Raw genomic sequence first — 14,823 nt, forward strand, 5'->3', positions numbered from 1 at the left:
TGTTAAGCGTACTAACCTTTGTTTTTTTAATTTGATGACAAAATATCTACTGTATCTATTGCTATCATTGGTTTCCTTAAACTTGTTTGGGAGCTCAGGGGTACTTGTGGTTGATAGTACACAGCTGAATCATAGCATTTTTTTTATTGGTGATATGGGTGAGGCTCCCTTGGTTGATGCCAATATGCAAATGCTAAAAAATCAGTTGAATTGTTCTGGTGAAAAGGGGACTCTCGTTGTTTTAGGGAATTCCATTTCGAAGGATAATTTTAAAGATGATACGGATGAAGAGTTTGATGATACGGATTTGAACCAGTTCCTTAGCTTTGTGAAAGATTTCAAGGGTGAAGTTATCTTTATGCCAGGTGATAAGGAATGGACTTTAAGCCCTAAAAGTGGCTGGGAATCTTTGAAGAACTTTGAAAATTACGTTGAAGATTTCTTAGATAGAGGAGATGTGTTTTTACCATCAGAAGGTTGTCCAGGTCCAATAGAAATTGAATTGAGTAAGGACATTGTTCTTTTGATCGTTGATTCACAATGGTGGCTTCACTTAGGGGAAAAGCCTGAGGAAGAATGTGAATTTGAAAGTACGGCTGACTTTTTGATTCAATTAAGTGATGTCTTTAAAAGAAATGAAAATAAAAAACTGGTTTTAGCAAGTCATCATCCTCTTTATAGTGGGGGGAATCATGCCGGTTTTTTTCCATTTCCAGGGCCAGTGGAGTTGTATCGAAAATTTATTGGTACGTCTCAGGATTTTGCTTCACCCTACTACAAGCAAATGCGTCATATGGCTAAGAAAATGATAGGTAAATCACCTCATTTAATATCGGTCTCAGCCCATGACAATAGTTTGCAGTTTAAACAAGTAGGCGATGTTTTTCAAGTTGTTTCAGGCTCAGGTAGTCAGGCTGACTATGTGAATGAAAAAAAGATGGATTGCGCACTAAGCGAGATTGGTTTTTCTAAATTGAACTTTTATGCTGATGGAAGTGTCTTTCTTGAATTCTGGACAGTTGGTAAAGAAGGAGAGCAAAAACCAAGGCTGGCTTTCAAGAAATTCCTATATAAACACCAAGCTATTTCCAATGATGAAATAGATAAGCGTCATGATCAAATCGATTACTCTGATAGCACAATCACCATAGCAGCAAGCCAGGTTTATCATACCGATAGCAAATTAAAATTGAAACTCTTGGGGAATAATTATCGGAAGGAGTGGGGGACCCCAATAAATGTGCCGGTATTTGATATCGGAAAGGAAAAAGGCGGCTTGAAGATATTAAAGCGAGGTGGTGGTCAACAAACACGATCATTAAGATTGGAAGCAAAGGATGGACGTCAGTATGTTTTGCGTTCCGTTGAAAAATATACTGAAAAAGCGATTCCCGAAAGCTTGCAAAAAACGTTTGCAGCACAAATTGTGCAAGATGGCATTTCCGAATCTTATCCTTATGCCGCTCTAGCTATTCCTAAAATGGCTAAAGCTGCTGGTGTTTATCACACACATCCTAAAATTGTATATGTTCCAGATGACCCACGTTTTGGAATTTATCAGGAAGGTTTTAAAAATGAGCTCTTTTTATTTGAAGAACGACCTTCTGGTGATTGGTCAGAATCTGAGCTATTTGGTGGTACAAAGAATATTCTGAGTACGGATAAGCTATTGAAGAAACGCTATAAGAATTCTAAATTGGTGATTGACGAAGAGGCTGTTTTACGAGCTCGAATCTTTGATCTCTTTCTAAACGACTGGGATAGACACGATGATCAGTGGCGTTGGGCTAGTTTTGAAAAAGGTGACAAGATAATCGCACGACCTATTCCTCGAGATAGAGATCAGGTTTTCTTTTATAGTGATGGTAAAATACCTTGGCTAATGCGTCGGAAATGGTTAATCCCAAAATTTCAGGTTTTTGATTCTATTGTTGAAAATGTTTCAGGACTAGGCTTCAATTCTCGGTATTTTGATCGAAGTTTTTTATCTTCAAGAACAAAAGAGGATTGGGTAAGGATGGCTTATGATTTGAAAGATAGGTTGAATGATAAGGTGATTGAAGCTGCAGTTTCGGATTTACCTTCTGAAGTCTTTGCAATATCTGGAAATGATCTGATTTTAAAACTAAAAGCAAGAAGAGAGCAGTTAGCTCAAATGGCTGAAACATTTTATGCTTTTTTGGCAAAAGAGGTTGATGTTGTAGGAACAAATGAAGACGAATTGTATAGAGTTAAGTGGAATGATAATGGAGGTTTAAATGTAAAAGTGAACAGTCTTTCGAAAAAAGGGAAAAAGGGGAAATTGATTTTTACCAGAACTTTTCTTCCAGAAGAAACCAGAGAAGTCCGTTTGTTTGGATTAAAAGGTAAAGATGAGTTTGATATAAGGGGGATAGCACCAAAAAGTGGCGTTAAGTTAAATCTTATTGGAGGTAAGGGAAAAGATCGTTTCGTCATAGAGAATACGCGAAGGAATAAGGTGAGTATATATGATAAAGTTAAAACGGATCTTATTAATGCTTCTTCGTTTAAGAATAAAACATCGAATAATTCACAGCTTAATGTTTACAACAGAAAAGCCTTCAAATATGATATTCTTAGTCCTATAATTAATGCAAATTTTGTAAGTGATGATGGTTTGATTTTAGGAGCTGGTTTTAATTATACCTCCCAAGCTTTCAATAAAGACCCCTTTGCATCCCAACACAAATTTTTGGTTAATTACGCGTTTAGGTATCCTTCATTTGAAATAAAATACGAAGGAGAAATAAATTCTATTTTCAGGAATATTGACTTTGTTGGTACCGTCGATTATAATTCTCCAAACTTTCAAGGCTATTACTATGGTTTGGGTAACAAAAGTGAAAATCCACAATCTGATGATAAACGATACAATAGTATTCGTTTCGAAAAAGTCTTAATAAATCCACAGGTTCGATTAAAATTTAATAGCCATCATCAAATAAAAATGGGCTTGTTTTTTGAACAATCGAGACTGCAAGAGACTGATAATCGGTTTGTGACAGACTTTTCTAACTCGTTGAATGATTTAGACCCGATAGAGGATTTTTCAACAAGGAAATATTATGGAGTAAATATTAATTATATTTGGGATTCCAGAAACTCAACAGTACTTCCTTCGCGTGGTATTTATTGGCAATTGGGTTATCAAGCATTCAAGGGGTTAGAGCGATATGATCGTGATTTTAATCGATATTCTTCAGATTTGAGAATGTTTTTTAGTTTTAGTCCACTCGCCAGAACAGTTTTAGCTGTGCGAGTTGGAGGCGCATATAATTCTGACGGATATTCGGTATTTCAAGCTAATAAGTTGGGGTTAAAATCGAATTTAAGAGGATTCCCTTTAGATCGATTTGCAGGAGATGGAATTGTATATCAAAACACTGATGTTCGGTTTCGATTGTCAAAATTTAAATCGTACTTATTAGCAGGTGAATTTGGTCTGTTAGCTTTTAATGATATCGGCAGAGTTTGGCTCTCTGGAGAACATTCAGATACATTACATCACGGCTATGGTGGTGGCTTGTGGCTTTCACCTTTTAAGTTGATGATACTTACAGTGAGCTATAGTTGTTCCAAAGAGGATAAAATATTTTCATTGGATTTTAAGTATATGTTTTAGTGCGAAAGTAAATAGATTTTGTTGATGTTGACCAGTAGAATATAATGTGAAAGTTAGAATGGTAAAGATAGATAAGTCAAAATATAAGATCCTTTTGGTGGAGGATGATTTCATAAATGGGAAGATTGTAAAAACTTTGCTCGAAAAAGCAACTTATAGAGTAGAGTGGGTTAAAAATGGGAAGGAAGCTTTAGAAGTCTTGATTCCCCACTCAACAGAATATAATTTGATTTTAATGGATATTCAAATGCCAATTATTAATGGGTATGAGGTGAGTATCAACTTAAGAGAGATAGGGATTAATGTTCCTATTATATGCATGACGGCTAATGCCTTTTGTGATGAAAAGGGCAAGTCGAAAGAAGCAGGAATGAATGACTACATCTCGAAACCTGTGACAAAAGCATCACTGTTTGAGATGGTTGAAAAATATTTATAGATTAGGAAATTGATCTACTTATTTACGTTTTAAACGTATTGAAAATTTAAATAATTGCGGATGAAAGTTTGTATAGCTGAGAAACCAAGTGTTGCGCGTGAAATTGCAATGATTTTGGGAGCCAAGAGCCAAAAAAATGGATATTATGAAGGAAATGGCTATCAAATTTCTTGGACTTTTGGACACCTATGTACACTTAAAGAACCAGGTGAATACAATCTAAATTGGAAATATTGGCACCTTAATGATTTACCAATGATTCCAGGGCGTTTTGGAATTAAAGTTATTGATGATACTGGCGTTCAGAAGCAGTTTGATGTTTTAGCTAAACTTATTGCAGGTGCTGATGAAGTTATAAACTGTGGTGATGCTGGACAAGAAGGAGAAGTGATTCAGAGATGGGTACTTCATAAGGCAAAATGCAGCGTACCAATTAAGCGTTTGTGGATTTCATCTCTTACTGAGGAAGCGATTCGTGAAGGTTTTGAAAACTTACGTGATGGCAAAGAATTTGACCGATTGTATGCTGCTGGATCATCTAGAGCAATTGGCGATTGGTTGCTTGGAATGAATGCGACTCGTTTATTTACACTTAAATATGGCAGTGGTAAAAATGTACTTTCCATAGGTCGAGTACAAACACCTACATTAGCGCTGATTGTCAATCGTCAGAAAGAAATTGATAATTTCGTTTCTCAAACTTATTGGGAGTTAAAAACAATTTATCGTGATGTTACTTTTTCAGCAACTCGCGGTCGTTTCGATAAAAAAGAAGAAGGGATTGAATTTTTAGGTCAGATTAATTCAGAGCCTTTCGAAGTCGTTTCTTTTGAGCGAAAAGCGGGCAAGGAATCGCCTCCTCAGTTGTACGATTTAACTTCTTTGCAGGTTGATTGTAACCGAAAGTTGAATTTGTCTGCAGAAGAGACTTTACGAATTATTCAAAGCTTATACGAGAAAAAATTAACCACATATCCAAGGGTTGATACCACCTACCTAACAGAGGATCTTTATAAGAAAATTCCTGAAATTCTAAAGAAACTGACACCTTATAAGGCGTATACTGAAGTATTGCTCGGAGAAAAGATACGTAAGTCGAAAAAGGTATTTGATAATAAAAAGGTAACTGATCACCACGCAATTATACCTACAGGTGTTCTGCCTGGGAGTTTGCGTTACGAAGAAAAACAAGTTTATGATTTAGTTACACGACGTTTTATTGCTGTCTTTTACCCTGATTGTAAGGTTAGTAATACAACAGTGTTGGGACAGGTTACAAATATTGATTTTAAGGCAACCGGAAAACAGATTATTGAACCAGGTTGGCGTGTACTTTTCTCGAAGGATAGTAATGTGGGGGAAGGGACTATTCTCCCAGTTTTTGAGAAGGGTGAAAGTGGAGAGCATGTTCCCGATTTGGCTGAAAAGCAAACTCAGCCTCCTAAGTATTATTCTGAAGCGACTTTGTTACGTGCGATGGAAACAGCAGGTAAGCAAGTTGATGATGATGAGTTGAGAGAGCTAATGAAAGAAAACGGAATCGGTCGTCCATCAACTCGTGCGAATATTATTGAAACACTTTTTCGTCGTAAATACATCAAGAAAGAGAAGAAACGCCTTGTGGCTACTGTGGCAGGTATGCAGTTGATTGATACCATTCAGAATGAACTTTTGAAATCTGCAGAATTAACAGGTTTGTGGGAGAAAAAGCTGAGAGATATTGAGCAAGGAAACTACGAGGTTGATCAATTCATGATAGAGCTTAAACAGATGGTTTTTAATATCGTTAAGGATGTAAAGTCAAGAGTTGATGTCAAAAAGATTGCTGCGATTGAGGATGTGAAGGAAAAAGAGAAAAGTAAGCAGAAGGTCCCAGCTAAAGTAAAAGAACTCGTTTGTCCTAAATGTAAAGACGGCCAAATCCTAAAGGGGAAAACTTCTTGGGGATGTAGCAATTGGAAGAATGGTTGTGATATTAGATTACCCTTTGAATTTCAGAAAAAGAAATTGACCGATAAGCAGGTTGAAGCCTTAATATTAAAGCAAAAGACTCCTAAAATAAACGGTTTTGAGATAGATGGGAAAAAACAGAATGGTGTTGTGACTCTTGGTTCATCTTTTGAGCTGAATTTTATTGCAGAGGAAGCTGAGATTTGGCATTGTCCTTTGTGTAAGGATGGTATTATGATAAAAGGCAATGCTGCCTATGGTTGTTCGAATTATAAACAAGGCTGCCGTTTTATAATTCCTTTCGAGTTTATGGGGAAGAGTCTTTCTGAAACTCAGATAAAATCATTGGTGACTGACAGAAAGACGAAACTAATCAAAGGTTTTGTAAATACGGAAACACAAGAGAAAGTTGATGGTAAGTTGATTGTCGACAATATGGGAAAGATAGTCTTCGGGAAACAATAAAATATCTAAATAAAACGAAGCTCAGTTTTAAGCTGAGCTTATTGTTTTAGCATTTTAGGCGTGGTGTAATGTATTAATTTTCCCGATCTAGCATTGATGTCAGACCAGTTTTCAACATCGAATTCTATACCAATTGCGGTTCCTGTTGGAACATCTAGATAAGCTTTGTTGAGAAGTTTTGAAGCCCATGAAGCGATATCTGGGTTGTGACCAAACACCCATACTCGCTCATATTGACCCGCATTTTTCTGTAACATTTCTAAAAACTCCTGGGTGCTAAAGCCATGGTAGAGTTGATCAATTTGAACAATTTGATCCAGTTCAATATTAAAACAGTGTGCAAATAGTCTGGCTGTTGCAATGGCTCTATTAGCAGTGCTGGATACAATCAGGTCTGTTTGGATTCCTTTGTTGAATAAATGGCTCGAAACTAGAGCAGAATCGTTTATACCCCTATGGGTTAGGTTACGTTCAAAATCACTGATGTCGTAACGAATAACTTCTGTTTTGGCATGACGAGATAAAATAAGTTGCTTCATCTTTTATGGTTTTAATAGGAACAATATATTGTGTTAATTCTTGCTTTTTTTCGAAAACTCTATCGCTTCAAGATATTTATAGATATCTCTCTGAGCCCTTTTTGCATCTTGATTAACACCATTTTGAGGCTTGATATTTTCCAATCGATCATTAATTATTCGAGCATTTGTATTGTCACTAAGCTGAATGTTTAGAATATCAATAAGTTCTTGTTTTAATTTAGGTTTTTCAATTGGGAATGCGCATTCTATACGTCGGTGAAGGTTGCGTGACATCCAGTCGGCAGATGATAGATAGACTTCTTTAGAACCATTATTGTAAAAATAGAAAACACGAGCATGCTCAAGAAATTGATCGACAATACGAATGATATTTATGTTCTTTGAGTAGGATTTGTTTGGAATCAGGCAACAAATTCCTCTGATGATAAGATCAATCTTAACACCTTTACTGCTTGCTTCGTATAGTTTGTTTATCATTTGTCGTTCCTGCAAGCCATTCATTTTTAATATAAGATGACCTTTCCCACCGTTTTCTATATTAGCGATCTCTCTATCAATCATCTTTAAGAACTCATCTCGCATGTTGAATTGACCAATGAGTAACTTATTGAATTTGCATTCAGTTTCCTGATTTTCAAGATAATTGAATAAGAGTTTTAGTTCAGAGATTGTCGTTTCATCTTTTGTAAATAAACCATGATCTGCATAGATACGAGCCGTATTCTCATTAAAATTACCTGTGCTCAGGTAGGCATAATCTTCTTTTTCTGTTTTTCTGATGACAAGTGCGATTTTAGCATGGACTTTTAAACCTGGTAGGCTATAAATGATTTTAACACCTGCTTTTGTCATAGCTCTGGCTGAGTTCATATTGGCTTCTTCGTCAAATCTGGCTTTTAGCTCAACAAGAACCGTGACTTTTTTTCCATTTAAAGCAGCATTAATCAAAGCATTAACAACCGCGGAGTTTTCTGCCACTCGGTATTGAGTTGCCTTAATCTCTTCAACCTTTGGATCAATTGCAGCTTCATTCAAAAAGCGAATGACATATTCATAAGATTGATAAGGGTAATGAAGAAGGATATCTTTTTTATTAATTTCTTTGAATATCGATTTACTTTGTCCGAGTTCCTTTACCTTGAGGGCATGAAAAGGCTCATCTTCCAACTCTTTTCCTGCCGGATTTGGGAAGCTAAAGAAATCCTGGAAATTGTGATATCGAGCTCCCTTAACAAGCTCATTATTTGTAAGGTTAAAAGCTAGCTTAAGTAGGTTTAAAAAATCGCGGGGAATGTTTTCATCGTACAAAAATCGTGATGGTTCTCCTCTTTCACGCTTTTTGATATTACGCTCGATCATACTCATAATGTTTCCAGAGTACTCATCTTCTATTAAAAAATCGGCATCACGACTCATTTTAAAACTATAGGTAGAGTCAATTTTAAAGCCAGGAAAGACGACTTTCATATGTAATTTCACAATATCATCGAGAAACATGATGTGATGTTTATCGTTAATAGCGGGTAATTCAATAAAGCGATCGAAGCGATTGCTAGGAATTCTTACAATCGCGTATTTGGCGCGCCTAGGTTTATCAGGGTTATCTTTTTTACTTCTCTTTTTATAAAGTTTTACAGCCAAATAAATGGCGTTGTTTTTAAGAAAGGGCTGAATCTGTTTCTTCAAAAGCAACATAGGCTGCATATGAGGAAGTAAGTTATCAAGGAAAAATTCCTTGGTAAATTCGTAATGTTCTTCGCAGAGGTCTTCCCCTTGCAACAATACAATGTTATTTTCAAGTAATTCAGGAACGATTTCTTTTGAGAAAATATGACCAAATTCAATTTGCTGCTTGTGAACTTGTTGCTTAATTTTTTTTAGTGTCTGATCAGGATTTTCTCTTAATTGTAGTTTGTCTTCAATAGGTAATTCCGTGAATCTTTGGTAAGAGGCAACTCTAATACGATAAAATTCATCAAGATTAGAAGAATAAATGGCTAGGAACTTAATTCTTTCGTAAAGAGGTAAGTTCGGGTTTCTGGCTTCATCTAAAACTCGATTATTGAATGATAACCAACTTAAATCGCGATTGAAAAATTGATATTTTGTCATATAAATGAAAGATTCAAAATGTATTCTAACAAAATTATAAAAATTTAGATAGGCTTTACTCGCGAGTTAGTTTAAATAAAATTGTTTTAGTCAGATTGATGTTTATTCGTTGGCAGCAGTCATATTATGCAATTTCTTGAAACGTGTTACTTTAGACATCGGGGCTAAAAGGTAAAGATAGTTGAGTTTACTTACAGGATCTCTGAATCGTCTCTCATCTTCCTTGACTTCTTCCATGGTAATATTGATCTCATGAATTGAGGATCTCATAAACATGACCTGATTTTGATATTCAAAATAGAACCAATGACCGTCTTCGAGTTCCATATAAAGATACATGCGGTTACCTCGACTACTCTTTCGAACTTCGATTTTACCTTTTACAATACAATTGTGACTCGTCTGATGAATACTGCCAAGTTCAAGTTCACCTACTGAGTAATAGGCTTTTTCCTTTGGCTTCCATTCTAATTTAACTCGATTAAAAAATAGGGTTTGTTTTGTTGTATCAGGTAAAGCATCATATGAACTTTTTTCCTTGATTTCCTTCACTATCTTATTAGCCTCAAGTTCAGGCATTATAAGAGGGAAGGTTTGCAGAAAGTGGTCGTTGTTCAAATTACTTGGTCTTTGTACAGAGTTTGAGAAATGTTTATTCATCATCTTCAACAATAGCTCTGAAAAATAAAAATCAAAGCCTAAACAAGTTATCAAACTTACTTTTCCTTTATCAGAATCGTAATCAACAGTACCAGCGGCAGTGGTTTTGACATGACCTAGTTTAACTCCGAGGTTTATTATACCTTCACCATTTAAATTACAATTATTCATATTGTAAGATAATAGGTTTCCGGGCAGTTCTGGTTTTTTTAGTTTCTGTTCGCTACCAACTTGATAAAGATTTTTATCCTTATTGAAGGTCAGATATCCATCAACGGTAAGAAGCGGATTATCCGTGTAGAATTTTCTTGTTGATAAGAATGCTGGGTAAATATGAATTGAATCATTAGTGAGATACAGGGAGTTAAATATTTTTACACTTTCCTTATCGCGCCCAATTGTGTCTATTGGAATCATGATATCTTTAGGATTAATCGGAGCATTGAATGTCAACCATCTATTTTTGATATTATCACATTTGTTATGAATTTGAGTTTCACCATTAAAACGAAGGTGCTCTTCTCTTGCTGAAAGATGAGCTTCTCCTCTGAAATCGAAATCAGGGCTTAAAGTAAAGGACATGGCATCAGGAATTGCTCCAGAAGCAATGGTTTGTCCTGTTGAATCGACACTGATTTCTTTGAAATAGATTTCTTGTTCTTCATCAAGTTCATCTTTATAGGTATAGAATCCAGAGCCTGTGTAATTTCGTCTTCCTTTTACTTCTACTAAAGCATCAGTAATTTCATGGAAATGATGTAGAGTGTCGGCAAGTATCTTACAATTACTTAGTGGTGCTAAGTAGCCATTATTTTCAATAGTGATATTACCATGCAGAGGTATAATACTAGCATCAGCAATCTTTAGTTTCTCAACGAATTTAGCGGCAATGGTGTAATTGGTTGTGTCATAAATCGCATAAGGGCTTACGAAACTAAGAGAATCCTGATCAAAATGAGTTGATATAAATGTATTATATGATGTTTTAGGAAGGGACTTGATTTTGCCCGTTTCCCACAATTGGTTCAAATTTGCGAGTTCTTCACTTCCAAATTCAATTTGATCATTAGTCATATTCCATTTAAAACTGTTGAGTTGGCAGATATAGTTGTTAGATGGGAAGCTACTGTAATTTCCTGCTATAGTACTTTTGAAATCTGAACGTTGGGTACTTAAATCGATAATCGCATTGCACATTTCCGCTTTAAAAGAATAACCAGCCTCATTACCGTTGAGTAATTTAAATTGACTAGTGTCAGCAGTGATTTTAGCCCCAGAATAATTAAAATAATTTGAAGTGAAAGAACCATTCGCATAGACCATTTCTCCTGAGCCAGCCATTTTATTATTGGTAATATTTACGATACCTGAAAGTGATGCATGGCCTTCGTACATGTTTAATGGCGAACCTTTTCCTTGACTTTGAATCTTGAATTCATCCTTGATGCTTTGCCATTCAACCCAGATATTTTTCCCGCTTATATCAGGATGAGAGAAAGGGGTACTTTGAGCCAAAAGGGTATATGATTCTGCTTGCCCCTTTGCACTTTCAGGCAGAAAAGTAAAGTGGTCCGATACGATTTTAGTGTTCTTTTCGGTAAAAGTTCCTTTACCCCAGAGTCCATCGTTATTTAAATATAGTGAATCGGTAAAAATTGCTTTATTGTAAACTAGAACCCCATTTTTTTCAATGGCATGGGCAAATCCAATAGAATTATCATTGTTTACAATTAAAGTCTCGCGAAAACTGGGAACAATGCCCCCGGATTTAAATTCACCCTGAAACTGCAGATCTTGATTGGATAGTTTGTTGATGTTGTCAATCGTAAATGGATCTACTTTAATATAGAAGTTATCTTTTTTATAGACGTTATTATGAATATATGCTTTCTCATAATATAGGTAGGATGAATCATATGAATTGAAGATTGGATACTGTTCTAAATATTCATTCCCAGATTTATTTGAAGGATCGTCAATCAGAAGATTGGCTGTGGCATTTTTTACAATGTTTTCGAGAAAGATGGCATTTCTTCTGGCAAATTGACCTTGATCATCTGTTGGGATATAGGCTTTTAAAGAATCAATAAGTCCCATGTCAACTTTGAAATTATCATAGGAGAAATTGAAGTTTTTACCGTACATATTTAGTGGTCCTGCTTTAACTAAACCACTAAATTCAAAGTCTCTATTTTTTTTTACAAGTAGTTTCCCTCCTTTAGGAACAAAGCTCACATTTTGTGAGTTACTGACCGACACTTGATTGACACCATTGATTTGTAGATGAAAATTTTTGAGATTCAGTGTCGCATCATCTTGAAGTTTTTCCGTATTAGCTGAAAAGTGGATAACATCGTAATCTTGTTTTCCCATTGCCGCAGAAATATAATCTCCACTACGTTTTTCAATAGTGATTTCATCTTCAGATACATTGTAATTTACAAATCCCTGAAATGACAGAGCAATCACTTGCTGGCGAATCTGACTGATTGGTTTTCTGAGATAATTGGCGTACTCCTCAGTGGTAAAAGTGTTGGAATATGTGTATTCTGCAAATTCGTGAAGAAGTACCAAAGGGTGTTTATCATCCATACCTTGAAGCCTTAGGTAATGGTTGTTTGTAAAATAGTTAAGAGATTCAAATTTCGCAAGACGATGTGAGGCGCCTTTCATTTTTTTAAAGTGGATTATGTTTTCGTCCATTTTCCAATGAAGAATACCAAAATCCATTAGAATATTGTGGTAATTGTTAAAATAGGGACTTTGTGACATACCTGTTCCATCACGTGTTAGAATGAGGTCCTTTTCTTTGGTAAGAATTTTCAGATGAAGATTTGGATGATATATTTTGAATGTATCGAGATGCAGAGTGATTTCGGTATCTTTTCCAATAATTTTATTGTTTGAAAAGCTAAAGTATTCCGATGAAGCTTCAATAAACAAGCTGTCGTTTCTGGTTAATGTGATTTTTGCAGGCTGTTCAGAGTTGCCTTTTCCTATAAATTTAGCACCCTGAATAGCTATACCTCCTTTATAGTTAATGTTTTCAAACAAACTGTCAATTGCGATATTTTGCTCAAATGATTCAAACCTTGGATAGCTTGCTGAAGCTGGATCTTTCACAATATTGACTTTCTCGATTAAAGAGCCTGATATGAAATCCTTAAATAGAAGTTGGTTTTTGTATTGAGCTGTATCAATTTCTATTTTGGGTTTGGTAATATCTAGTTTATAGCCTTTGAATTCGGCATATTCATCTGCGGGAGCTTTTCCAGCTCTCGTCCATGCAATTTTTCCCTTTTCACCTTTCCATTTCTTTTCGAAAGGGTAGTAGGCTCCACTTGTATTGTATATACAACAGCTATCTTTTTGCGAATAACAAACTAATTCTGTTGAATGGAATATAATCTTAAGTGTGTCATCATAGATATAATGAAAATCGTTTGATCTTGTTTTCCATTCAGTTGAGAAGGATTTATATAGAAGTTGATCTTTGAGAAGATTGTTTGTTTGCTTAAGAAATTCATTAATGTTTTTTAATTTGACTTTTGGATTACTCAGTTCATTAAGCAAGCCTTTTTCCCAATTTGAATAGTTTTCATCGTCTAAACCTTTCTCATTAAAGAGTATGAGGCTATTGAAGTAATCGTAAAAATCGGGTACAATACGAGCACTTTTTTTTCTGAATTTTTCACAAATAGAAAGAATAGAGTCTCTTTTAGCACTAGAGGCTTGAGCCGTATTCCAAAATTGTTGAAATTTTTCTTGAAAAGCTTTCTTCTCCTTATTATTTAAGGAGGGGTGATCCATCAACAAGTCTATCTCGCTTATTGAAACTATAGAATCTTGATTGAATGGTTTAGCCTTAGTAGTAAAACTGGCTAATAAAAATCCTAAGAAAATAAGCGAGAATAGTTGTTTTGACATTGTTGATTATTTTTGATTCTTGAAATTAGAGTTCAGAATACTTAGGCTATTTTTTCACGAAACGCACGGCAACCCAATTGGTGTCAACTTTATGGTCGATATAGCTTAGTGAATTCTTTTCAGCTTCTTCTTGAATGTACTTAAGGTCCTCAGTATAAAAACCACTCATGATAAGCTCACCATTTTGAGGTAAGCAGGCCACATAAGTTTTCATGTCATTTAATAGAATATTTCGGTTGATATTGGCTAAAACAATATCATACTCTTTACCTTCTAAAAGGCGTGCATCTCCTAAGAAAACAGATACATTGTCAGCATGATTATTTTTAATATTCTCAAGAGAGTTTTTATATGGCCATTCGTCAATGTCGATGGCGTCAACTGTTTTTGCACCTCGCATAGATGCTAATATTGCAAGCAAACTAGTTCCACAGCCCATATCAAGCACTCTTTTATCTTTGATATCGCTATCTAAAATGCTTTGAACCATCAATGATGTTGTTGAGTGGTGCCCGGTTCCAAAAGACATTTTAGGATCGATAACAATATCATAAGGCACTTTGGGAGTATCGGTATGGAAAGAGGCACGAATCACAACCTGGTCTGAAATGATTACCGGTTGGAAATTTGATTCCCATAGAGCATTCCAATCCTGAGATACAATGGTTTTATGTGAGTAATTTAGTGTGAAATTAATTCCTGAGAGATAATCTAAATTAATCTCTTTAACCTGTTCTATATCGAAAAGATCTTCTGTGATATAGGCATCGATTGAATCTTCATTTTCAGTAAAGCTGTCGTAGCCAAGCTCTCCAAGTTCTGCAATTAGAATTTGAGCTATCGCTTCGTTATAGGGGGTAATTTCACATTTTAATTCAATGTAATCCATGATTTGTTCTTATTTAGTTGAAAATAATTCTCAATTATTTTATGTTGTAATTTACAAAAATAATCTTCTTCATTTAAAAGACTTCATTTATTCAAGAATAAAGCAAAAAGTAAATTTTAAGAATGGTTTTTTTTAAGAGTTGAAGCGTTTTAGTTTTGTTTGTAAGTTGCATCAATTTAGTGTTTTAGGGTTTGCG

At 35.2% G+C, this 14,823-nt stretch carries 7 protein-coding genes; 3 read left to right on the top strand and 4 right to left on the bottom strand.

Annotated elements, in window-relative coordinates:
• Positions 1–34 precede the first annotated feature (34 nt).
• From DWB61_RS12300 to DWB61_RS12310, 3 genes are read left to right on the top strand one after another with little or no spacing between them, the layout of a single operon-like run.
• Positions 35–3,643: a BamA/TamA family outer membrane protein gene (locus tag DWB61_RS12300; RefSeq protein WP_125031201.1), complete on the top strand. Its 3,609-nt coding sequence runs from the start codon at positions 35–37 to the stop codon at positions 3,641–3,643.
• Positions 3,644–3,701: 58 nt separating this feature from the next.
• Complete coding sequence (locus DWB61_RS12305) at positions 3,702–4,082, top strand: response regulator (RefSeq protein WP_125031202.1); 381 nt, start codon at positions 3,702–3,704, stop codon at positions 4,080–4,082.
• 60 nt (positions 4,083–4,142) lie between these two features.
• Positions 4,143–6,497, top strand: a complete 2,355-nt coding sequence (locus tag DWB61_RS12310; RefSeq protein WP_125031203.1) for a type IA DNA topoisomerase — start codon at positions 4,143–4,145, stop codon at positions 6,495–6,497.
• A 38-nt stretch (positions 6,498–6,535) separates the two neighbouring features.
• Here DWB61_RS12310 and DWB61_RS12315 read toward each other — a convergent pair whose 3' ends face one another.
• The 4 genes from DWB61_RS12315 to prmA form a co-directional block, all read right to left on the bottom strand.
• Complete coding sequence (locus DWB61_RS12315; protein ID WP_125031204.1) at positions 6,536–7,036, bottom strand: SixA phosphatase family protein; 501 nt, start codon at positions 7,034–7,036, stop codon at positions 6,536–6,538.
• A gap of 33 nt (positions 7,037–7,069) precedes the next feature.
• Positions 7,070–9,151 (bottom strand): polyphosphate kinase 1, encoded by a 2,082-nt coding sequence (ppk1, locus tag DWB61_RS12320; RefSeq protein WP_125031205.1) that lies wholly within the window; start codon positions 9,149–9,151, stop codon positions 7,070–7,072.
• Positions 9,152–9,253: 102 nt separating this feature from the next.
• The gene (locus tag DWB61_RS12325; protein WP_125031206.1) at positions 9,254–13,738 is read right to left on the bottom strand and encodes a hypothetical protein; all 4,485 of its coding nucleotides are present in this window, start codon (positions 13,736–13,738) and stop codon (positions 9,254–9,256) included.
• A 46-nt stretch (positions 13,739–13,784) separates the two neighbouring features.
• Positions 13,785–14,627, bottom strand: coding sequence for a 50S ribosomal protein L11 methyltransferase (prmA, locus tag DWB61_RS12330; protein WP_125031207.1), 843 nt, complete (start codon positions 14,625–14,627; stop codon positions 13,785–13,787).
• Positions 14,628–14,823 lie beyond the last annotated feature (196 nt).

The organism is Ancylomarina euxina (assembly GCF_003863355.1).
GTDB lineage: Bacteria > Bacteroidota > Bacteroidia > Bacteroidales > Marinifilaceae > Ancylomarina > Ancylomarina euxinus.

Coding starts and splice junctions, on each gene's coding strand:
- ppk1 (WP_125031205.1), bottom strand. CDS start 9,151: ATGACAAAATATCAATTTTTCAATCGCGATTTAAGTTGGTTATCATTC.
- DWB61_RS12305 (WP_125031202.1), top strand. CDS start 3,702: ATGGTAAAGATAGATAAGTCAAAATATAAGATCCTTTTGGTGGAGGAT.
- DWB61_RS12310 (WP_125031203.1), top strand. CDS start 4,143: ATGAAAGTTTGTATAGCTGAGAAACCAAGTGTTGCGCGTGAAATTGCA.
- DWB61_RS12315 (WP_125031204.1), bottom strand. CDS start 7,036: ATGAAGCAACTTATTTTATCTCGTCATGCCAAAACAGAAGTTATTCGT.
- prmA (WP_125031207.1), bottom strand. CDS start 14,627: ATGGATTACATTGAATTAAAATGTGAAATTACCCCCTATAACGAAGCG.
- DWB61_RS12325 (WP_125031206.1), bottom strand. CDS start 13,738: ATGTCAAAACAACTATTCTCGCTTATTTTCTTAGGATTTTTATTAGCC.
- DWB61_RS12300 (WP_125031201.1), top strand. CDS start 35: ATGACAAAATATCTACTGTATCTATTGCTATCATTGGTTTCCTTAAAC.